This window comes from Thalassotalea euphylliae (assembly GCF_003390395.1).
GTDB classification, from domain to species: Bacteria; Pseudomonadota; Gammaproteobacteria; order Enterobacterales; family Alteromonadaceae; genus Thalassotalea_F; species Thalassotalea_F euphylliae_C.
On record NZ_QUOV01000001.1, the window covers coordinates 3,063,817 to 3,086,150 of the forward strand.

The 22,334-nt window shown below is 43.9% G+C and carries 23 protein-coding genes; 10 read left to right on the forward strand and 13 right to left on the reverse strand.

Annotation, left to right across the window (positions count from 1 at the left end; all coding sequences use genetic code 11):
* Positions 1-22 precede the first annotated feature (22 nt).
* Positions 23-373, reverse strand: a complete 351-nt coding sequence (locus tag DXX92_RS13565) for an MGMT family protein (protein ID WP_116000931.1) — start codon at positions 371-373, stop codon at positions 23-25.
* A gap of 54 nt (positions 374-427) precedes the next feature.
* Positions 428-1,093 (reverse strand): SDR family oxidoreductase, encoded by a 666-nt coding sequence (locus DXX92_RS13570; protein ID WP_116000932.1) that lies wholly within the window; start codon positions 1,091-1,093, stop codon positions 428-430.
* A gap of 143 nt (positions 1,094-1,236) precedes the next feature.
* On the opposite strand from DXX92_RS13570, the gene DXX92_RS13575 reads away from it, so the two are divergent.
* From DXX92_RS13575 to DXX92_RS13585, 3 genes are all read left to right on the forward strand, one after another.
* Positions 1,237-1,794 (forward strand): GNAT family N-acetyltransferase, encoded by a 558-nt coding sequence (locus DXX92_RS13575; protein ID WP_116000933.1) that lies wholly within the window; start codon positions 1,237-1,239, stop codon positions 1,792-1,794.
* A 134-nt stretch (positions 1,795-1,928) separates the two neighbouring features.
* On the forward strand, positions 1,929-2,372 hold the full coding sequence (locus DXX92_RS13580; protein WP_116000934.1) for a DUF3291 domain-containing protein: 444 nt from the start codon (positions 1,929-1,931) through the stop codon (positions 2,370-2,372).
* 136 nt (positions 2,373-2,508) lie between these two features.
* The gene (locus DXX92_RS13585; protein WP_116000935.1) at positions 2,509-3,009 is read left to right on the forward strand and encodes a hypothetical protein; all 501 of its coding nucleotides are present in this window, start codon (positions 2,509-2,511) and stop codon (positions 3,007-3,009) included.
* Positions 3,010-3,085: 76 nt separating this feature from the next.
* On the opposite strand, the gene DXX92_RS13590 is transcribed toward DXX92_RS13585, so the two are convergent.
* The 8 genes from DXX92_RS13590 to DXX92_RS13625 all read right to left on the reverse strand — a co-directional run bounded on the left by DXX92_RS13590 (position 3,086) and on the right by DXX92_RS13625 (position 12,720).
* Positions 3,086-4,996 carry a monovalent cation:proton antiporter-2 (CPA2) family protein gene (locus tag DXX92_RS13590; RefSeq protein ID WP_116000936.1) on the reverse strand — a complete coding sequence of 637 codons (1,911 nt, stop codon included), beginning with the start codon at positions 4,994-4,996 and terminating at the stop codon, positions 3,086-3,088.
* A 13-nt stretch (positions 4,997-5,009) separates the two neighbouring features.
* Positions 5,010-5,642, reverse strand: a complete 633-nt coding sequence (locus tag DXX92_RS13595; RefSeq protein ID WP_116000937.1) for an NAD(P)H-dependent oxidoreductase — start codon at positions 5,640-5,642, stop codon at positions 5,010-5,012.
* A gap of 186 nt (positions 5,643-5,828) precedes the next feature.
* Complete coding sequence (locus DXX92_RS13600) at positions 5,829-6,638, reverse strand: SDR family NAD(P)-dependent oxidoreductase (protein WP_116000938.1); 810 nt, start codon at positions 6,636-6,638, stop codon at positions 5,829-5,831.
* A gap of 291 nt (positions 6,639-6,929) precedes the next feature.
* Complete coding sequence (locus DXX92_RS13605) at positions 6,930-7,775, reverse strand: histone deacetylase family protein (protein ID WP_116000939.1); 846 nt, start codon at positions 7,773-7,775, stop codon at positions 6,930-6,932.
* 99 nt (positions 7,776-7,874) lie between these two features.
* The gene (gene kdsB / locus DXX92_RS13610) at positions 7,875-8,684 is read right to left on the reverse strand and encodes a 3-deoxy-manno-octulosonate cytidylyltransferase (protein WP_116000940.1); all 810 of its coding nucleotides are present in this window, start codon (positions 8,682-8,684) and stop codon (positions 7,875-7,877) included.
* Positions 8,685-8,736: 52 nt separating this feature from the next.
* A complete protein-coding gene (locus DXX92_RS13615; RefSeq protein ID WP_116000941.1) occupies positions 8,737-8,919 on the reverse strand; it encodes a Trm112 family protein in 183 nt (60 codons plus the stop codon).
* Between the two features lie 24 nt (positions 8,920-8,943).
* Positions 8,944-9,990, reverse strand: a complete 1,047-nt coding sequence (gene lpxK / locus DXX92_RS13620; RefSeq protein WP_116000942.1) for a tetraacyldisaccharide 4'-kinase — start codon at positions 9,988-9,990, stop codon at positions 8,944-8,946.
* 183 nt (positions 9,991-10,173) lie between these two features.
* On the reverse strand, positions 10,174-12,720 hold the full coding sequence (locus tag DXX92_RS13625) for a DNA internalization-related competence protein ComEC/Rec2 (protein WP_181901759.1): 2,547 nt from the start codon (positions 12,718-12,720) through the stop codon (positions 10,174-10,176).
* A gap of 76 nt (positions 12,721-12,796) precedes the next feature.
* On the opposite strand from DXX92_RS13625, the gene DXX92_RS13630 reads away from it, so the two are divergent.
* On the forward strand, positions 12,797-13,306 hold the full coding sequence (locus DXX92_RS13630; RefSeq protein WP_116000944.1) for a DUF2062 domain-containing protein: 510 nt from the start codon (positions 12,797-12,799) through the stop codon (positions 13,304-13,306).
* 125 nt (positions 13,307-13,431) lie between these two features.
* On the opposite strand, the gene lolE is transcribed toward DXX92_RS13630, so the two are convergent.
* Genes lolE through DXX92_RS13645 form a run of 3 tightly spaced genes read right to left on the reverse strand, consistent with a single transcriptional unit; the run spans position 13,432 to position 16,696 of the window.
* Complete coding sequence (lolE, locus tag DXX92_RS13635) at positions 13,432-14,742, reverse strand: lipoprotein-releasing ABC transporter permease subunit LolE (RefSeq protein WP_116000945.1); 1,311 nt, start codon at positions 14,740-14,742, stop codon at positions 13,432-13,434.
* Between the two features lie 33 nt (positions 14,743-14,775).
* Positions 14,776-15,486: a lipoprotein-releasing ABC transporter ATP-binding protein LolD gene (gene lolD, locus DXX92_RS13640; RefSeq protein WP_116000946.1), complete on the reverse strand. Its 711-nt coding sequence runs from the start codon at positions 15,484-15,486 to the stop codon at positions 14,776-14,778.
* Positions 15,479-16,696, reverse strand: coding sequence for a lipoprotein-releasing ABC transporter permease subunit (locus DXX92_RS13645; RefSeq protein ID WP_116000947.1), 1,218 nt, complete (start codon positions 16,694-16,696; stop codon positions 15,479-15,481). The genes lolD and DXX92_RS13645 overlap by 8 nt, the downstream gene beginning before the upstream one ends.
* A 311-nt stretch (positions 16,697-17,007) precedes the next feature.
* Between DXX92_RS13645 and DXX92_RS13650 the strand changes: the two genes are divergently transcribed.
* From DXX92_RS13650 to DXX92_RS13675, 6 genes are all read left to right on the forward strand, one after another.
* Positions 17,008-17,691 carry a PilZ domain-containing protein gene (locus DXX92_RS13650; RefSeq protein WP_116000948.1) on the forward strand — a complete coding sequence of 228 codons (684 nt, stop codon included), beginning with the start codon at positions 17,008-17,010 and terminating at the stop codon, positions 17,689-17,691.
* Positions 17,692-17,907: 216 nt separating this feature from the next.
* Positions 17,908-18,633: a DUF4124 domain-containing protein gene (locus DXX92_RS13655; RefSeq protein WP_116000949.1), complete on the forward strand. Its 726-nt coding sequence runs from the start codon at positions 17,908-17,910 to the stop codon at positions 18,631-18,633.
* Between the two features lie 48 nt (positions 18,634-18,681).
* Positions 18,682-19,494 carry a DUF4124 domain-containing protein gene (locus tag DXX92_RS13660; protein WP_116000950.1) on the forward strand — a complete coding sequence of 271 codons (813 nt, stop codon included), beginning with the start codon at positions 18,682-18,684 and terminating at the stop codon, positions 19,492-19,494.
* Between the two features lie 133 nt (positions 19,495-19,627).
* Positions 19,628-20,479 (forward strand): alpha/beta hydrolase, encoded by an 852-nt coding sequence (locus DXX92_RS13665; protein WP_116000951.1) that lies wholly within the window; start codon positions 19,628-19,630, stop codon positions 20,477-20,479.
* Positions 20,480-20,847: 368 nt separating this feature from the next.
* Positions 20,848-21,576 carry a DUF1826 domain-containing protein gene (locus DXX92_RS13670; RefSeq protein ID WP_245961484.1) on the forward strand — a complete coding sequence of 243 codons (729 nt, stop codon included), beginning with the start codon at positions 20,848-20,850 and terminating at the stop codon, positions 21,574-21,576.
* 124 nt (positions 21,577-21,700) lie between these two features.
* Positions 21,701-22,333, forward strand: coding sequence for a ZrgA family zinc uptake protein (locus DXX92_RS13675; RefSeq protein ID WP_116000952.1), 633 nt, complete (start codon positions 21,701-21,703; stop codon positions 22,331-22,333).
* Position 22,334: the final 1 nt, after the last annotated feature.

Consider the following 22,334-nt stretch of genomic DNA (forward strand, 5'->3'; position numbering starts at 1 on the left):
TGATTAGTCTTGGATTTCGTTATTAATACTCTAGCCTAAACAATAACTCTGCTAAGTCAGGCTGCCATTGGAACTCTTTTAGTTTGATGCGTGAACCGATCACTACCACTTGTTCATCTTGTAGGTGCTGTTTTTGCCGCTCAAATGAATCTGAGCCGACAGGGAAAGAGATTTTCCCAGCTGAATTTATCACGCGAAACCAAGGCACAGGCTGGCCTTGGTAACCTTCTTTTGGGACAAATCCCAATGACTTTCCAACGAGTCGAGCACGCCCCGGTAACCCTGCTAAATCAGCAATTTGTCCATAACTGGCAACCTTACCTGTAGGGATCATCTGTACCGTGCGCCAAATTTTAAAGTAGCTTTCTTTCATTAAGTAACTAGGTCTATTTCTCTGTAACTGGAGTTAACTCGACACGTTTTAATATTACCAAGGTAATTGCTGACCATTTGAATGTCTAAACTGGCCGCTAGTCGCTATCGTTAATTCATCCACCAAGCCAATAATACGGCTTGCCGACTCGTTTGCAGAAATATCACCACGTCCGCCAACCATATCCGTTTGTACATAGCCTGGATGATAAATACCAACAGCAATTTCTTGCTCTGCTAAGTCATGGCTAAGCGACACCGCAGCAATATTTAACGCCGCTTTTGACATGCGATAGCCAAAGCGACCACCAGAAGTGTTGTCGGCAATTGAGCCCATGCGCGAGGTGATCATTGCCACTTTAGCGCCCGCTTCAAGGTTTGTTTGCAATGCGTGAACGACGCGAAGCGGCGCTAAGGTGTTAACCTCAAACTGTTCGCGCATGGTATCAAGGTTAAAGTTCATTAAGTTTTCATCACGCAAGATACCGGCATTACACACCAGTACATCAATTGCTTGACCTGTTAGCGCCTGTGCCATTGTCGCCAAACCGCTTTCATCGGTTACATCAACGCCTTCTACTACAGTTACGTCTAACGCATCAAGCGCAGGTGAGCTTTGGCGACAAACGGCATAAACGCTGTCACCACGATCACTAAAAATTGATGCCATCGCCAAGCCAATGCCGCGATTAGCGCCGGTAATTACGATTGTTTTTGCCATTTGAATAACTCTCTTTTATAAGTGCTTTTGCGTTGTCTTTATTTTGTACTGCCTATCTGTTGACCAGTACTTAACAGCAGTGTCATTATTGGGGAATAAAGGTATTATTTTTAACAGTATAGAGTGTAACACCAGTGAATAAAATGGACTTATCCTGCTTAACCCCTGCCAACTTATCGTTTCGTACTGAGCGTTTATCCATACGTGTTATGAATCAACACGATTTGCAACATTTCAGTGCGATTCAAACAGATCCTGAGTTGATGACTTATATTGGCGATGTACTTGAACCAGAAGCTTTTGAAGCTAAATTTCAAGCGAGAAATAAGTGTTTTAACGACCATAGCCAATGGTTCACCTTGTTGATATTTGATCGCGCTAGCAGCGCACTTTGCGGTAGCGTCGGCTTCTTACTGGAAGATATTGATGCGATGCGCGTTGAAATTGGCTACCTACTACTAAGTGATCAGCAAGGTAAAGGCATTCTTACAGAAGCCGCGAAGCCGATGATGGACTTTATTTTTACCTCTTTAGGGGCAAGAAAAATATTCGCCAAATGTGCCGTTGAAAACACGCCGAGCTGGAAAGTAATGGAAAGGCTATCATTAAAGCGAGAAGGCTGCTTAGCATCCGATTTTTGTGTTGGCGACACTTGGTTTGATAGTTACTACTACGGTTTAATCAACCCTAGTTTGGCTTGATCACAAGCACAGATAATTAAACCTCTTATATTTTTGACATTAGCATCTAGACAAGCGCTTTACACAAATCGGTAAGAACCCAGTAAAGCTCATAGGGCAAACTACAAATCCAAAACAATTATCAGGGAAGAACCATGACCAAGGTATTAGCACAACTCAATATTGCGACCGCACTGGCTCCGCTTGATAGCCCACAACTTGCCGATTTTGTCGATAATCTCGATCGCATCAATGGCGTTGCCGAGCAATCGCCCGGTTTTATCTGGCGATTAAAAGACGACACAGGCAATGCCACTGATATTCAAGCATTCGATAACCCCCAAACCATCGTCAATATGTCAGTTTGGCAAGATGCCGACGCCCTAAAAAACTTTATGTTTAAAACAGATCACCTGAGCTTTATGAAACGAAAAGCACAGTGGTTTGAAAAATCGTCGCAAGCCACTTATGTACTTTGGTGGATTGATGCAGAGCATAGACCAACAATTACAGAGGCCATAGCAAAATTAGAATACCTTCGTGCACATGGTGAAACTCAAGCAGCCTTTAGCTTTAAGCAGCTTTTTCCGGCAATTTGAGCAAGCTACAATAGTTTGATATTAAACAAATAACAGCTATCAAACCTCAACAACGCAAATAACAATTATTTTCATTTATGTAAAAATTCGCTATAGTCTAGCTTTCTTAACAGCATTACCCAAAAGCAGACCTTAAATGAAAAAATTAGCCCTTGGTTTATCAGTGGCCGCTAGCTTAATTTCAACACTAGCAAACGCGCACGCACATAAAACTGATCACTGGGATAGCTACCAGCATCTTGCCAAAGAAATTGCGGCAAGTGTCGATAGCGCGCCAATCGCCGAATTAGCAAAAAAAAGTGCTGAACTAACCACATTATCAACAAAGCTGTTACCTGCATTTGTTGTCAAACAACCGATTTGTAAAGATTACTTAGGTGCCGCCTTGGCCGCAGCCAATGACATGATGACGCTTTCTTTGGACGAAATAGAGCGCGATTACCACGCTGACGGTAAATTACCTGCAGTAAAATCAGCGGCTTGTTACCACGCTAAAGACTTATTAGTGCACCCAGCAACCATGGCTGTGATTGCCAAAACAGCAGAAGATTCAAAAGACACACGTGAGCAAATTGAGCATGAGCTAGAAGAAGTACTAGAGCATTTTAGCCAAGTAAAACAAGCGGCAGGTCTTTAGGCATCAAATAAACGAATAAAGATAAAAGGCAGTTTTGTACTTGTGACTGACTGCCTAAATCCTAGTTAAACTGACGTCAATCAAACCCTTTCTCATAGTTCTTCGGTGGCGGTGTCCAACCACGCTCAGCGCCATCGTGTTTATCCATACGATCACGCTGCATTGCCTGCTTAATATTTTCTTCCATTTGCATAAACAGTTTGCGGTAGTTAGGGTCAAACTTCTGCCCTTCACTGCCACCTAGCCATTGTTGATAAAGTTGGTTAGAAGCAGCTGCTTCGGTTTGACAAAAGGCGTATTTTTTCTGTTCAACTTCGAATGGATGAAAGCCTAGCTCAGTCATTGCTTCTGCGCCTAGCTCTAGCGCAGAGAAGTAGGTTTCATTAACCGTATAATCTGCCCCAGCTTGCAGCAATTCATAGTTGTGTCCTTTATCAAAAGCGCGAGCAAGAACTTTTACCTTAGGGTAAGTATGTTTAACATAAGTGATTAGCTCAATTGCTTGTTCACGATTATCAATGGCGACAATTAATAGCTTGGCATTTTCGATTCCTGCGGTGTGCAGTAAATCAGGTCGCGTTGCATCACCAAAATAGCTTTGGATTTCGATTTTTCTCAGGTTTTCCACTTGTGACGCTTCGTGATCCAGCACCACAGTTTTAACGCCGTTCGCGACTAGTAAGCGATTAACAATCTGCCCAAAGCGGCCAATACCGGCAATAATCACGCTCGCAGAATGACCAATATCATCGTACGACTGGTTGCTGGTATCTGCTTGATAGCGCGGCATAATTACATGTTCAAACAAGATAAATAACACAGGCGTTAGGAACATAGACAAGGCCACAACCAGTTGTAAAATACTTGCGACATCGGTTGGGATCACATGCTGTTGCACCGAGAAGCTAAGCAAAACAAAACCAAACTCCCCTGCTTGGGCAAGGCTTAAGGAAAATAGCCAGCGATTGCTATTTTTTATGCGAAACATCACAGCTAAGCCCCATAGCACAGACGCCTTTACCACAATAATCGCTAAAGTCAGCAAACCAATAACTGGGGCTTGATTAGCTAATATCTCGAAGTTAATGCCAGCTCCAACCGTGATAAAGAACAGGCCAAGTAACAAGCCCTTAAACGGTTCAATATTACTTTCTAATTCATGGCGAAATTCACTGTTGGCAAGTACCACGCCAGCTAAAAACGTGCCGAGCGCTGGCGATAAACCAACTAAACTCATTAATGCTGCAATACCAACAACAAGCAGCAGTGCCGTGGCGACAAATATCTCGCGCAAACCTGAACTTGCCACGTAATGAAATAAAGGACGAGAGAGGAAATGACCGAGTACAATCACCCCGCCAATACTGGCTAGAATAGCAATGGCATAAGCCCAAGTTGGCAAGTGCGCGACTAAATTTAGCTGCTCATGATGCTCTGCGCTGCTTTGTAGCCCCTCTGCCGCCGCCACTAAATCTGGTAGAGCCAACATAGGAATAAAGGCGAGCATAGGAATGACCGCAATATCTTGCATCAGCAGTACGGAAAACGCATTGCGCCCCCCTTCTGTGTTCGATAGCCCTTTTTCGTTAAAGGTTTGCAGTACGATGGCGGTTGAAGAAAGCGAGAAAATTAAACCAATTGCCAGCGCCACCGACCAAGGCTGTTCAAACAGCAAGGCAATACCAGTAACTAAGCCAGTGGAGATAGCCACTTGCAGGCCACCTAGGCCGAACAAACGATTGCGCATTTGCCATAACATGCTGGGTGCAAGTTCAAGCCCGACGAGAAAGAGCATCATCACCACGCCAAATTCGGCAAAGTGTTGAATGGTCGCTGTTTCTTGCCCCACTATATGGGTCACAGGGCCAATAATCACCCCAGCAATTAAATAACCCAGTACCGAGCCTAAGCCGAGTTTTTTAGCGATAGGTACAGCAACCACCGCAGCAGCTAGATAAATAAATGCCTGTAAGAAATATTCGGTCATAATTTAGCGCTCGTTAAACGGCCATACTGGCCAAATTAGGCAGTGCGGGTAAAGCATCATTGATAGTGGTCAGTTCCGCCACTTTGTCATGGTTGATTAACTCAAACGATAGGGCTTCAAGTAACTTTCGCCAGTTAGCAAGGTGTTGTTGGCGCTGGCACTGTGTAGAGCGGCTAGAAAATATTGCAAACGGTGGTAAGTAACACATCCCAGTTAACCTAGCAGTTTGTTCTAATGGCTGCAGTAACTCACGGACAGTAAAGTGGTTATAGCCATCTGCCCGATAAGCTTGTTCTGCACCGCCCGCACTTAATGCACAAATAAAAGTTTTTCCATGCAGAGCCGCACCATCAGGGCCGTAGGCAAAATTATATTCGAGCACCAGATCTTGCCACTCTTTCAATAATGACGGTGTGGAGTACCAATAAAATGGAAATTGAAAAATCACGATATCGTGGTCAACCAGGCGCTGCTGCTCGCGATTAATATTGATATGGTGGCGCGGATATTCGCTGTAAAGATCTACGCAAGTGACAAAATCAAGCGATTTTGCCAATTCGAACATAGGTAAGTTTACTTCCGAGCGCTTTTGCGAAGGATGAGCAAACAGTAATAATATTTTTTTACGGGCTTGGCTAGCAGACATAATATTTTGATTTTTTTAGTTATAGTAGAAGCTATCTCGCAATATTTTTTAAGTTTAGCCAAGCTTTTCTATGCTGTCGTTTTAACGCCAGAATTAGGCATGGCTACAGAGTACTAATGCGCGCTAACAGAAGACCTGCAAAGTGCTATGCGAAAGGCTCGCTTTTTTACGAACCCAGCTGTTTATCTAGTTTAGTAATTTATCCAGTTCAGCAACTAAAGATAAACACTTAAGCTCATCAAGCGCATCTGGATGAGGGTTGGCAAAACGTTCAATATCGTTATCAAAGTATTGACCGTTGGCATCATTAAATTCATCGCTAAGCGCTGCTCTAATTAAAATATCTGCACCTAAACGTAAGTCACCACCCGCAACACCATAGGCTTCTTTCACCATCTTACTACCCAAAAATGACTTAGGATTGATAGAAACATAAAGCGGCTCGTTATCACCGCGTTTTGACGCTAGGGCATTGGTCCACATAGTGATCGCCAACTTACTTTGGGCGTAGGCAGCGTTATCAGTCAAAGCGCTACCGCTTAACATACCTTGCACATTAACCGGCGCTTGGGCGGCAGAAGATAGGTTGACCACACGACCATCTTTATTCATCAATGGCAACAATAGTTTAGTTAACAAATATGGCGAAAAAGTATTAACGACAAAACGAATATCAAAGCCGTCAGCCGTCATGGTTTCGGATGTATGGAAAACACCAGCATTGTTGATAAGCACATCGATGCTGGTGTGTTCAGCATTGATTTCTGCGGCCATTGCGGCAACATCACTTAACTTTGATAAGTCGGCTTGATAGCTGCTAACACTGCCACTACTTTTTCCATCAACAGTTAGCGATTCAAGCTGTGCTTTTAGAGTTGCCAGTTTATCGGCGCTGCGACCATGAATTAGTACGTGATGGCCTTGCTCAGCCAGCATAGTGGCGGTTACTAGTCCAATACCATCGGTTGCACCTGTAATTAAAATGGTCTTTTTCATCATCTATATCCTATTTTTAACTATTCATAGCACTGCTCAGAGCAGTGTAGCGAGGGTTAAATTAAGCTGGCTGATACTTTATTTACTTTATAAAGCCTTGAGAATAGTTAATAGAATAGAATCTGTTTTAATTTTTTTTTAAGAATTGCCGTTTTACCAAAAAAGTAATGAGAACAGGGAAATATTGAAAAAAGAGAAATATTGAGAAAAGATAAATAAGGCGAGCGTCACATGATTGTGACATTAGTGACTTGCTTAGCTACTGCCGAGCAGGGCTACTTCAGACCAGAGCTACTGCCGACTGCGGTAACAGTCATTGGCCGCTTCAACCACTATAGCATGGCGCTCAGCCAAACGTTGGTGGTCTTTATCATAGCCGCCACCAATTACCGTCGCGACCGGAATGCCAAGCGCTAAGCAAGTATCAATCACATAGTGATCTCGCTGGTAAATACCTTGCCAGCTAATATCAAGCCGACCTAAGGCATCGTTTTGCCAGACATCAACACCGGCATCGTAAAGTACTAAATCTGGCTTTTGCTCTGCAATCAATTGCTCAAAGGTATCGCGCACAACCCCAAGGTAAGCTTGGTCATCTAGGCCAATAGCTAGGCCAACATCTAAATCACTGGCTGATTTTCTAAATGGAAAGTTCTTTTCGCAGTGAATCGAGCAGGTAAAGGCATTGGGTTCACTGGCGAGAATGCTGGCAGTACCATCTCCTTGGTGTACATCTAAATCAAAAATTAAAATACGCTCGACAGCTTTTTCTGCCAGCAAGGTTTTAGCAGTGTAAGCAAGATCATTGACCATGCAAAAACCTGAACCAAAATCGTAATGGGCATGATGCGTGCCGCCCGCTAGGTGGCATGCTAAGCCAGTTTTTAGCGCGACTCTGGCGGTCAATAAAGTACCATTAGGTGCCGTTAAGGTACGAGTAATCAGCCCTTGGCTCCAAGGTAAGCCGATACGTCGCCACGCCTTTTCATCTAGTCCGTTATCACAAAGCCCTTGCAAATATTGCTGTGCATGAACAATGCTGAGATCATCCACACTCGCTTGTTTGGGGCGGATAATATTAGATTTGGCGATACCGGATTTGACTAAGTGCTGATGCAACCGAGCAAACTTTGACATCACAAAGCGGTGCTCGGTTGGAAAGTCACACGAATAGTTATCGTGATAAATAAGGGGTAGCAATACGGTTACTCGGTAGGCTCTTGGCTAGCTCAACCCTTAGTTCGATAAGGTTGACGCATATGCTTGGGCTTTCGCTAAGTCTTCCGGGGTATCCACGCCTTCCACAGGCGTGCGGCTTTGCGCTACCGCCACGTGAATTTTTTCACCTTGCCATAGCACGCGCAGCTGCTCTAACGATTCGATTTTTTCTAAATCGCTTGCTGGCCAACTAACATAATCAGTGATAAAGCCCGCACGATAAGCATAAATACCAATATGACGCAGGTAATAATCACCGATTTCAGCTGGCAATTCGTTCGCGGTTTCTGAGCCTGCACTGGTTGTCAAAAAACGCTCGCGATCATATGGGATAGTGGCGCGGCTAAAATAAAGCGCGTAGCCATCTTTATCGGTTAACACTTTAACTGCGTTTGGATTAAATGCTTCTTCAACATCGTGAATATGTACAGCTAAAGTTGCCATGCGCGCGGCTAATTGTTTCCCCGTAGACTGAGAAGCAAGGTTTTCAGCCACTTGTGCAATATTCTCAGCGGGAATAAACGGTTCATCCCCTTGCACGTTCACAATCACTTGCTCTGGTGGGAATTGATATTGCTCAACCACTTCCGCTAGGCGCTCGGTACCTGATTGATGGTCGGCACGTGTGCGACAAACTTCGCCGCCAAACCCTTCAACGACTTTAGCCACTTCGTCGTTATCGGTAGCAATGATGACTTTCTCTGCGCCACTGGCTTGCGCCTTTTCGGCAACCCATTGGATCATCGGTTTACCGGCGATATCGGCCAATACTTTACCTGGTAAGCGTGATGATTCGTAACGAGCAGGAATAATAACGACAAATGACATATGTAATCTCTAATTTATTAGCTTGAAGGTGATAGTTAACAGCAGTATTACGCTAGCTATCAGTTGACTCTAGGCGGCGTGCTTCATTTTCCAGTAATACCGGAATATCGTTTTCTATAGGGTATGCAACACGGTCAAACTTACAAATAAGCTCGTTGTTTTCTTTATCTAAAGTCAGCTTGCCTTTGCAAATTGGGCAAGCAAGGATTTCCATTAATTTGATATCAAAAGCCATAATATTCTCTTAAATTTTAATACGTTATTTTTCTAATAAGCGCTTAAGTTGCAGCTGTAAAAACTCTGCACTCGTCGGCTCAAAACTGGCATTAACCGCTAAGTACCACCAGTTGTCGTGGGCAAAAGTTTGGCATTTTACCGCATCTTTTTCTGTCATCATCAAAGGCAAAGAAGTTGATAGCTCGTTTAGCTCTTGAGCACTAAATGTATGATGGTCAACAAAGCCCTGCACTTTATTTAACGTAAGTTTACACTGCTTAAGGGTGGTAAAAAAGCGAGCTGGGTCGCCAATGGCCGCTATTGCATTCACTTTCGGGTTAGCTTGGCTAAATTCGTCGACGCCGACAGTTTCACCTGTCGCGAGATTAATAAACTGACTGGGTGCTAAGGCCATCTCTAACACTGGCGTTTTTAGTCGAGAAAACTCACCTGTCGGTTGTTGATGAGCAGCTACCTCGGACTTGCCATTAACAATAATAAAATCAACCGAGTTTAAACGCCATTTACCCTCGCGAAGCGGCCCTGCTGGCAGCAATAAACCATTGCCAAATTGACGTTTGCCGTCAACCACAATCACTTCCGCGTTACGCTGCATTTTATAATGCTGTAAGCCATCATCAGCAAGTACTAACTGACAGCCTTGCTCTGCCAATAACGCGATAGATGCAATTCGATCTGAGCCAACGGCAATAGGCACGCCAGTGCGGTCAAAAATCATCTGCGGCTCATCACCCGCTTCAGCCGCCGTGCTATGCTCGTCAACTAAATAAGGGTAATGTGGCGCTTTACCGCCATAGCCTCTACTGACGATACCTACTTTAATGCCAAGCTGTTGGCATTGCTCAATAAGGTACAGCGTTAGTGGCGTTTTACCATTGCCACCAATACCAATATTGCCAATCACCATTACCGGCAACGCAGGCTTAGTAGATGATTTAATGCCTAGACGATAAAGCACGCGACGAAGCGAGGTTATCAACCAGAACAAAGCAGATAAAGGCAATAATAACGGTACTAAAACCCATTTAGCGGGGTGTCGGTAGAACCAGACTTTTTCAATTAAGCGCATAAAACTCAGCCTGCCCTACTTAGCCATTGTTATCTTTGTTTAGGCATAAGCCCAAGGCAGAGCAAAAGTAAAAGGCAGACATAAAAACATATCAATTGGATGAATCTCGCTATTGTAGCGACAATCAAACGCCTAACCAACTGATAAACCTTTAATCGCTTGCAAGGAATAACAACACCGCCCCTAATTATTAAACCAATAGGGTGAAATATCGGCTCGATAAGTGCTAACTTGCCAGCCTTTTTGTTGATGGCCAGAGTTAGCCAACATAGAGAACTTCACCATGCCATCATGCGCAGTAGAAAAAACTTGCGTATTGGTATTTTGATAACGGGCAACAACTTGTTGATTAGGCATTTTCCATTGATTTAAATACCCTGCGCTAAACACCACTGCCTTGGCATTAAGATGCTTGATAAAGTCTTTTGACGAAGAAGACTTAGACCCGTGATGAGGCGCTATCACAATATCAGAAGCCACGCCTAAACCGGATGTGTCTCGAATAAGTTGACGCTCTACTTTCTTAGTAATATCACCTGTGAGTAATACCGAGGTCTTACCGTCCGAAATGCGAACGACACAAGAGTCATCATTATGCTCTGCGGCTTGCTTTTTCGGCCATAACATCGTGAGTGTGAGCCCTTGCCAATCAAGCGTTTGGCCTTGCTGACAAGGGTGCGCTTTGGTTGCTGCTGTAAAAGCAAACTCGCCGTTAAACATAAGCTTTGCCTCTGGATATGCAGTTACTACTTGTGGTGCGCCCGCAGCATGATCGCTATCGTCATGGCTGATAATGAAATAATCCAAAGTGAGCCCATGATATTTGAGATAAGGTAGAACAGCTTGCTCAGCCAAATTCCAGCCACTGGGATAAGCATTGCCGGTGTCATATAAAATTGCTTTATTGCCTTTTTTGATAACAACTGCCAGCCCCTGTCCAACATCTAATACCGCCACCTGCCACTGGCGATTTGGCGCAGATAAATAACCAGATAACAGCACAATTGCACCCAGTGCCACACTCGTGGGTAGAATAGCGCTGTTTTTCGGGCTACTTTTCCCTTGAACACTATTGCGCCAATAGCCGCTGCTCGCCCGTCGAAACTTAAATACGGTCAGTAACGTCGCGATTAAAACAAGTAAACAAATCACTAACGTCTGCTTACTAGACAAACTGAGCGAAGCAATTGGCATATGAGATAACCAGTGCAAAAACAACCAAAGCCACTCCAATGCTGCGTTGGCAATATTTACTACCAAGCTAAATAGTGGTTCGCCGAATGCTAGCAGCAACATAGCAATAAACAATAAAGGCATAACAACAAGGCCAACAATCGGCAATGCAACGCTATTGGCGAGCACGCTAATTGTCGATATTTGCCCAAATAACAGTGCCGTTACTGGCATCAGCAAGATAACAATTCCTATCTGGATGAGCATAAAACCCGCGATGTTCTTGATGACTTTGGGGTATCTTCGCGGCACTTTGCCAAGCCAAAAACCAAAGCGCCAATAAACCAGCATGATGGCCACAACCGCAAGATAAGAAAGCCAGAAGCTGACGCTGTAAACACTCGAAGGGATCAGAATAATGGTCACCACAACACTTAACAGGATAAGCCGCGTTGGTGAAAGGCGTATCGGTAGCAGCTGGCTGATTACAAACAGCAGAAAAAAAATTAATGCACGTATGGTAGGAAGTGAAAAGCCAGCAAGGTAGCAGTAAAACACGGTAACAAGCGCACTAAAAGCGAGTATAAAAAGCTGTGAATTGCGCTTGGTCACTACCTGCCTACCTCGCGCTGAGAGCCAGTAAAACGGAATTGCTCTTATCAATATTTTTGCGAAACCATAAGCGATTGCGACAACTAAGCCGACGTGTAGGCCGGAAATGGCAACAAGGTGCTGAGTCCCTGTTGCTTGCAGCACTCGCCATGTTTGCTCATCAAAAAGTGATCGTTCGCCAAACAGCAAGGCTAAAACCAACGCCTGCTGGCTTAAACCTTGAGTACGCAGCTTAACGCGCTGATAAAGCTGTTCTCTCACTGACTTACCAATACTATGATCAACACTATAGTGCGTGACACCAGTGAACTGGCTTGACTGCTTAGCTAAAGCTTTAGTCGCTTCAACCTTTTTTAATACAATATAGCCTGTTGCATGAATGCCATTAGCTCTTAGCCAGCGCTGATAATTAAAGCCCCCTTGGTTAGCTAGACCATGAGCGGGTTTAAATTTAATTTTGGTATTAAGTACATCGCCTTGATGCAAAGCAATTGGCAGATTATCGAAACGATATTTAGTGCTTTTATTTCCATCGTCATGATATTGGGCTTGACTGTTTTTGTGGCTTTGGCTTTGGCTTTGAAATGTATAATTTTTAGGAAAGTATCGATTGTTTATCGACAGTCTTACTTTTATTGGCCTAGCCAATGGTTGTTGATCAAGCTCTTTAATTAAGCCAGTAAAGCGTCGCCCTGTTTGGGTTGCTACTGGGATATCTGTAATTTCAACTGTTGCTTGATGTTGTTGCCGAAAAAACTGCTCAGAATTTATCTCGTTATTACGCCAAATACTATTGTAAGCATCGCCATGATTTAACACCCAAAAGGCACCAAAACACAGGCATGCAAACACGCGCCATTGCTTAAACAGCACGCCGATGATGATTACAAATATCAACAAACATTCATAAAAAAGCGCTGGCACTGCTGGGGGCAAAAGTGACAAAATAGCACCCACGATGAAGCCGAGTAGCCACCTATCCATAGTGGTTAATCAAAAAATCCTTTAGTTGTAGTAAGTTATGCCCAAAAAAGTCATTAAACGTATCATGCCTGATCATCATACGATTAAGTCCAACAAACACTTAAAAATTTTTGGTGACCTCTTACACAATGCCAACTTGTGGCACTTAAACAGGCGTAGTGTCGCAAAAGCCTTTGCTGTTGGATTATTTTTTGCGTTTATTCCTGTGCCCTTTCAGATGCTATTAGCAGCAGGTACAGCCATTATAGTACATTCCAATTTACCGCTATCTATTGGCTTAGTGTGGATCACGAATCCGCTGACCATGCCTGCGATATTCTACGGCTGTTATATTGTTGGTACTTGGGTTGTCGGTGCTCAAGAGCAAGCATTTAATTTTGAAGCCTCGTGGCAATGGGTTGTTGATAGTTTGCAAACCATTGGGCCAGCATTTTTAGTCGGCTGTGGTGTGTTAGCCGTTGCCTTTGCCGTTATTGGCTATTTTGGTATTCAATTATTGTGGCGTTATTCCGTGGCTAAAGAGTGGAGAAAACGGGCACAACGTTAGAAAGCTTTCTCTCGAGCTTTACTTAGCAATCAAACGAAACCAATTTAGATTCCACAAAAGAAAAAGCCGTTAATCAAAGAATTGATTAACGGCTTTTTCTTTTGTGAGGTCGTAATTGGTACAAGCTACGCTTGCCCAAGCACTTGTGCTGGGTCTATTTTTGCCGCCTGCCACGCTGGATATAGGGTTGCTAACACACTTAACACCATAGCAACTCCGGCAGTTAAATATACTTCATTTAGATTAAGCGCCGTAGGTAAGTAGTTTACAAAGTAAACATCCCCTGATAGGAATTTAGTGCCAAACACTTGCTCCAAACCAGAAACGATATCTGTTAAATAAAGCGCGAAATAGCTACCAAGTAATGCACCAGACAAAGCGCCAATAACGCCATTGCTCATGCCTTGCATAACAAACACAGTCATGATCTGGCGGTGACTAGCGCCCATGGTTTTTAAAATGGCGATATCGCCCTGCTTTTCTTTCACGACCATGATCAAAGTTGACACAATGTTAAAGCTGGCAACCGCGATCACTAACACCATGACAATAAACATCACAGTTCGCACTAATTGTATATCGTTAAACAAGTGTCCTTGGGTGTACGTCCAATCGTAGATGTAAACATAGTGATTGAATCGATACGCTAGATCACGGGCAATATTATTCGCGGCAAACACATCAGTTACTTTAATGCGTAAACCTTGCACTGTATCGCTATCATAGCCTTGCACCTTGGCGGCGGCTGCAAGCGGCAAATACGCTAGCGTATCGTCAATGGTACCGCCAAAACGAAATATCGCTTTTACTTCAACATTAAGTCTTTTGGGCGCACTAAAACGTTGTCGATTACTTTGCTCACCCGCCTGTTGCGGTAATAACACCTGTAGCTTGTCGCCAACGTTAACGCCCAGCTGTTTCGCAACACCAGCACCTAGTACTATCGGCGTGCCTGAACGTTTGCTATCTGAGCGTTGGCTATCGGACTCGGCCACTGAAGCGTCTGCTCCTTGATGTGCAAACCACTTCCCATCAACAATATAGTCGTCTATATCGCTTACTAAAGTCTCTAGCTGGGCATCAACTCCGCGTACTTCCACGGCTTTCAATGCAGCCTTATACTGCAACATGCCGGTTAATTTAATGACAGGCGCAACTGCAATTACTTCTGGATGCGTTTGCATTTGCTGTGCACCTTGCTGCCAGCGTTTTATTGGTTCATTAACCGAAATTAACTCGGCATGTGGCACAATTGACAATAACTTTTCAGCAAGCACTTTCTCAAAGCCGTTCATAGCAGAAAGCACCATGATCAATACCGCCACGCCAATGGCAATACCGATAGTTGAAGCGGCAGAAATAAATTTGGCAAAGCCTTTACCATGACGGCTGCGAATATAACGCAAGCCAACAAATAAACTCAGTGGCTGAAACAACGAACTATCCTCTACAATCCATGATAAATGCTGCTAGCCAATTTGGCTTGCTTGCTCTACTGGCGCAACCAATGACGCCAGTTTGCCGTGGTCTAAGCGCAATTGCCTGTCCATTTTGGCGGCCAATGACAGATCGTGAGTGACAATCACAAAACTAATCCCTAATGAAGCGTTTAGCGATTTGATCAGTTCAAAAATTTGCTGCGCCGTATCAAAATCCAGATTACCCGTTGGCTCATCAGCAAGCACTAACGCTGGCTCTGTCACTAATGCTCGTGCAATTGCAACACGCTGACGTTCACCACCTGAGAGTTGCGATGGGCGATGACTAAGGCGATGCTCTAAACCCACTTTCACTAGCATCGCCTTGGCTTTATCTTGTGCCGTTTTGGCAGATTCACCAGCAATCATCAATGGCATCGCGACATTTTCAAGGGCGCTAAACTCCATCATCAAATGATGAAACTGGTAGATAAACCCGATGTGCTGATTGCGAAATTTTGCCTTTTGCTTATCGGTTAATGAGAAAATATCAGTGCCCTGAATCATCACCTGGCCGCTGCTTGGTGAATCTAGCGCACCTGCTAAATGCAAAAACGTGCTTTTACCACAACCAGAGCTGCCGACAATCGCCAGTAGCTCGCCGCGTTTTACATCAAGCTCTAATCCAGACAAAACCGCAGTGCTCTCGCCTCCCTCTTGATAGGTCTTCGACAGGTTTAAACATTGCAGAACACTACTCATTTCGTAACACCTCAGCTGGAAGAGTTTGACTGGCGCGATAGGCCGGATAAAGGGTGGCGATAAAACTCATGATAAAAGCGCCAATAACAATAATGCCGACATCTTGCCAAGCAAGTACGATAGGCAATGTTTGACTAACATAACCCGCGCCAAAAATATTAATGCCGAACACAGCCAGCATGGGGTTTAACACCACAGTTAATAGCAAGCCTAGTGCAGTGCCCAGCACTACCCCCCAGGCACCATTAACCATACCTTGGGTAATAAATATTTGAATAATACCCGACTTATCCATTCCCATGGTTTGTAGGATACTGATCTCACCCTGTTTGTCATTAACCACCATAACCAGCGCAGAAACAATATTAAATGCGGCCACTGCGACAATAAGCCCTAACATTAGCCACATCATATTTTTTTCCATCTTAACAGCGGAAAACAAGGTGCCTTGGCTTTGCTGCCAAGTGGCTAACTCAAGGTTTGGCCACTTTGCTAGCAGCTTAGGCGTAACCAAGGAGACATCAAAAGCGTCATGCAAGTAAACTCTAAGTAGCTGCTCGTCGCCACTTCGCTTACGCATAATTTTACGTGCGTCGCTGTGATGTAAATACACCACAGTATCATCGACTTGTGAGCCCAAGTTAAACACACCAGCAATGGTAAAGTTACGCTGCATTGGCACGCGTCCCATCGGCGTGAACATAGTGCGACTCGGCAAGATTAAGCGCATTTTATCGCCAATGGTGACATTGAGCTGTCGCGCCAACGCTTGACCTATCACCAGTTGATATTTACTGGGTGCTAAGTCAGCCAAGCTGCCCGCTATCATGTGTGAGGCGATAATAGAGTCTTGCTCTAAACTTGGGTTGATACCTTGAATCAAAATGCCTGACATTCCCGTTGCCGACTGCACCAAGGCTTCGGTTTCCTCGAGAGGAGTTACTCTAGCAACCTCGGGCAATGCCAGCAAATCTTGGCGAAGACTCTCGTCGTTCAGCTGAGTTTCAACCGTGATGTGTGGCACGAGCCCAAGGACTCGGGTTTTCAACTCATTTTCAAAGCCATTCATCACTGAAACGACGGTGATTAACGAAGCGACACCCAATAGGATGCCCGCGATGGAGAAAAAGGTAATAAAAGATACAAAGCCTGTGCGACTTCTACTTTGGCTGTATCTTAGGCCAATAAACCAATTAACAGGCTGGAACATATAATTTTTTGGTGTCCATTTTATTTGTCTTCTTAGTATGTCGACGTTTGGTAAGTAACAATATGAGTAAACTCAATACCAATTGGTAGTCAGTTATTTGGTGCAGAGCATATCATACTGCTTCAAAGCAGCCTAACTAGCGACATTTAACCCTAATCGTGAGTGACAAATTACTCGAAAAAGTTCAATAAATATTGAATACTAATCCCTATCAGCGATAACTCACACCGCGCACAAGCACCATGCAATGCTAAAAAGCAGGGCTTTGAATGTTGTTAAGTCAGCACCAGTTCGCGCAGTAAGGTAACCAAATGAGCACACAAATCACCCCACCAGATTTACAAACTAAATTGCAGCAATTTGATGAATTTTTTTCTATCGAACATCAATTCAGTATCAATTTGCAGCCGATTGCCGCATACCAAGCCAGCAGTTTTGACGCTTTTATGGCAGGTATGCCGCTGCCATTTAAAATGGCTAGCGATATGGTGTCTATTGACCAAGCCGCCATTCGTTCAATACAAGGCTTGGGTGGTGTTGCAACTCAGTTAACCGACTTCCTTAATCATCAAGCCCATAAGATCGACTTATTAGTTGGCTATATTCTGAGCCAACAAGACGAGCCCACAATGCGTTATCAAGGAATTCGCTTTGGCGGTGGCGGCGTAATTTTTAACAGCGAGCAAACGTTCACTGTTGGGCAACGCCTAGAAATGAAAATTTTCTTGTTAGAGGAAAATTGCGCTGTTTACTGCATTGGTGAGCTAGTTGAAGTGATGCCCGCCGACACTATAGCCGACAGTGCAGACTCAGCTGAGACTGACGAGCTAGCGGAAAACCAAGCTAACGACCAACCAAGTCAACATGCCTATAAAGTGATTTTTGAACATATTCGCGAAGAAGACCAAGAAACTCTGGTACGCCATAGCCTGCACCAACAATCAAAGCAACTTCAAGCACTTGCACAAAAGCGCCGAGAACAAGCAGGCGATTAACCCCACCCAGAACATGTCCAGAACACACGTAGCTCACGCGGTTGAAATTAGCATTGAACCTAAGCGCAAACAAGGTTAGTATTTTGTCGAAATTCTAAGCAACTCAGTGTGTTTTCGTAACTTTTGCATACAGTTTACGAATGTTAAAGTAGAAAAAAGCGCTGAATTGCGAGTTAACACAACGCACTATAATTTGCATGTTAAGGGACTAACACCATGCCGACTCAGCTGTTTGGCGTACTTTTCGCTTTTTTTACACTCTTATTCCTCTCATTATCGGCCCACAGCAAAGTTTACCAATGCACTGACGCCAACGGTTCAGTGGCATTTCAAGGCACGCCGTGCGCTGAAGAAGCAAAAGAAACCGAGCTTTACAAAGCCAAACAAGGCAAGTTTGGTTTTCACCCATCATGGTTTGTCTCACCACGGGTTGGCGGCGCTGTCGCCCGTTGCACTGACACTGGTTGTGTTTGCAAAGGCAGCACCTATGAATATCAACAAAACTTAAATTCCCGACTGCTCAATGCAATGTCATCTCTGCAAGGTGCTTGGCGCTATTACCAAACCAACTTTGATCGCTATATCGAAGTACAAAAGCGCGGTAACGCCGCTAGCTTAAAAAAGACGGTGGGAGACGCCGCGTGCAAGGTGGCGATTCATCAAAAAACTATCGAGCTTTACTATCAAGAAGTTGCTGACACCATTATCAACGAACACGAAATGGCATCCTCGGCGATGAATAAAATTGACGCGCAATGCAAACAACCCAATGAAACCGGGTGGACAAATAGCGACCGAGCTAAGGCATGGGTGAAGTGTAAAGACCGAAATCGCAAAGCCCACAATCAAGCAAATCGACTTAAGCGCCAATATTCAAGCTACTACTATTCACTGATGCAAGAGCAGAAAAAACTTTTTAAACCGCGACAAGTTAATGGTTAACTCGCGCGGTTTTATTAACTTTCACTAAGAAAAAACCGAGGAATAATAATGCTAAAAATAACAATCATCCTCAGCCTATTGGTCATTGCACCATGGCAAGTAAACGCGCAAATCTATAAGTGGGTCGACAAAGACGGGAATACTCACTTCTCACAAACACCACCGCCAGATCTCAATGAAGAAATGGAAGAGCTTAAGATAGGTGTGCAACCCCAGAAAACAGGGCAAAGCAGCGTAGACACTCACCTTGATGGCGCTTGGTGGTCAATGACCTCTAAAGGTGTTCGCACCCTATTTTTACGTGATAACGGCTTGTTCAACATTCATCAATGGTCGGCTCGTCACGGCCAACTTGACACCCTATTTAGTGGCCGCTGGCGTGAAGAAGGCAAAGAAATTATTTTAACCTACACCCGCGACAGCAAAAATCCACAAAATAGCGCTATGGTGGGCGTATCTGAAAAGTTAACAGTTAGTTCGTTAAGTCACACACGTATGAGCGTGATTGACCCAGATAATCGCACACAACAATATCTGCGAGTCAACGGCGACAAATTTGCGAAAAGCTATCACAAAGAGCTGATGATGGGCGATTGGTACGATACTAAAGGCAAGCGACTAGAGCTGTCGTGGGGTGAATTCAAAGTAGCAGAGCACAATCACAGTAAATCATTGGCTGAAGGCAACTGGGACTTAATCAATGGCGAGCTAACCTTAGAGTATGTTTTTGATTTTGTAAAATACCCGCAAGGTAAAATCGGTGCTAAACAATCGTGGCGCGTGGAAACACTCGATGAAAACAAGATGATACTGCGCCACGCTCACAACCCCATACTTTGGCACTTTACTAAAAAGTCTTAATTTCAAGTGCTTTGAGGGCGTTTCCTTGCTTTCGAGGAAGTGCCCTACTCATCTAACCTGCTCAATGAGCAAATTTCTGTTGGAAAGTGTACGGTAAAGATCTAACAACATAATTTTTAACCTTGGAGTTAGCATGTGGAAAGTTTTAGCGTTTGTTTTTTTAATAATACCAGCCGTTGCAAATGCAAAAGTTTCACTAGAAAAATCACTGGAAGGGGACTATTACACTTACTTACCTCGCACAAAACCTAAGGATATTTTAGTCATTGCACACGGTATGCTGTCAAAAGAAGATAATGCACATAAAGCAGCTAAAACATACCTCTCACGTTGGATACCTTACGCTAACAAACATAGTTTGCTGCTGATCGTTCCAGTTTTTGATACTCCTCGTTTCGGCAACCTAGGCGGTGGCTATGGCGGTTATCGCAACCTATTCGGAAAACACGTAGCCGCAGATATATTTGTAAACAAGTTGGTAGATCGCTACTCATTCCGCACAAGCTCAGCTAGCAAGCGTTTTTATTTGTATGGGCATTCCGCGGGAGGACAATTTGTTAACCGCTATGTAGTCACACACCCCAATAGGATTATTCGCGCAGTGATTAGTGCAGCTGGCAGGTATAGCTACCCAACAACTTCTGAGCAGTGGCCCTATGGTGCAGGAGCACTTTCGAAAACTCTATTATGGAAAGATGGTACTAAAAAAAGAGCTAATATCACTAAATCTCTTCGAAATTACGCACTCGCGACCCAAAAAGTATCCATTGTTATTGGCAGTAGAGACACTAAACCTCAACCCCAAAGGCCTGCGCATGTTGGCCGAGATCGCATTCAACTAGCTAAAAGCTGGGCAAAACAAATGAACAAAAATGCGCTGCGACACGGCATTTCAGGACAAATTGAGGTACAGATATTCCCTAATATTGGTCATAGCTCTTCTGCGCTAACTCCCCACTGTGTTAACGCGCTATTTGAAAATTAAGGTACTTGTGCTTGAAAACCGAGATATATGTATCTGAAGACCAAAGTACTTGAGTAAACTAGACTTCCTTGCCGCTCTCTGATTTACCACTTTCTAATCAGCTAATGATTAACGTAACTAGTTCGGTATAACATCAACATAAATCAATACCAAACTAATTCAAACCAAGACAAGCTAATCTCTGCTTTACTTTTGTTATGTTGTAACATTACAATAATTCCAATAATATTCGCACCCTATTTTTAGTTAACCCTGAAAGCGAGCGTTATACACAAACATTGTAAAATTAACGAATAAAACATGTGTAACGCGGTAAGGGAAAGTGAAACACCTTTATGGTGAAAAGAGATAAAGTAACAGGTCTAATTATGAGCAACCTCGCCACATCAATGCCCGTAGAAACGCCATCGCACGCTCTAAAATCTGAGGTCGTGGCGCTATCACCAAAAGCTGAGCCTGAAAATCCGGCACGCAAAGCGTGTTTTGGCGATCAACCTGCAATTTTCACGGATATTTACCAAGACGATATCAATATCGCGGTGTGGCAAAACGCCATTTCATCGAACATTAGTGAAGAAGCTAAGCAACTATTGAAAGACGCTGCAAACTTGAAAGTCGTGATGACGACCGATGCCGACAATGTCGTCGAGAATTTACTTGAGCAATCGGCTGAGTTAAATGCAGCACCAGAGCTTTGTCAGCATATTGCGCTACTGGTTGATATGTTTTGCACCTTATTTGAATTAAAGCGCGTGGGGTTAAGATTAACGCATTTGACCCATGCCATGTGTCCTAAATTCCATGTCGATAAAGTGCCCTGTCGGTTGGTAACAACGTTTACAGGCAACGCAACAGAGTGGTTACCTAATAACGCTGTAGATCGCACTAAGCTTGGTTTTGGCGGCAAAGGCCTACCAGATAATAGCTCAGGCATTATTCGTGACCTTAACCGTATCAACCAGTTAGCTGCTGGTGATGTTGCCTTGTTAAAGGGTGAGTCTTGGTACAACAACGAAGGAGGCGGCATTGTTCATCGTTCGCCGAGCCTGAGTGACAATGAACAGCGTTTGTTACTGACCTTAGATTTTAGTGATTAACTGACTACCTTAGTGAATAACCTAGTGAATACCTTGCAACCAACACAAAACTTAGGGTTTGATTTAGGCTTTGATTTAAGATTTGACTTAGGATTTGGTTTAGTTTCTGCCTAGCTCCATTGATATGAATACCAGTTTATTAGCCACAATTTTTCTCGTTTTTGCCAGCCTCGTTTATGTTGCTCATATTGCGGCAGTGCATGCCAGCGAGCACAACCATAACAAGGCAGGGACTCGTCATCACGATCATCATGCCCATTCATCAAACCTGCAAGCACATGTCCATGGTATGGCAGAATTAACTGTAGTCGTTGAGGGCCAGCAAGTTCAAATCAACCTTATTGCACCGGCAGAAAGTATTGTTGGCTTTGAGCATCGCGCCCAAGATGAGCAAGAAATCGATCAGGTTAACTATGCCAAACAGCAACTGACAAACACAGAGCAGGTTTTGAAATTTGCTAACGTAAAATGCCAATTGGCAGAGCAATTTATCGATTTACAGAGCCTAATGCATAAGCCTGACACTCATGAGAACAGTCATGATGAAAACCATGGTGGCAGTCACCAATCCGAACACGCCGAAGTATCAGCAAGTTACCTATTTAATTGCCAGCAAGCTCATACGCTAAAATCGCTAACTCTCGAACTCTTTAAACACTTTCCCCGCTTAACCAAGGTTCGTGCAATTTGGCTAACCGGAACACAACAAGGTAGCGCAATGCTCACACCTGCCAACACAGTGCTTGAGTTGAAGTAAT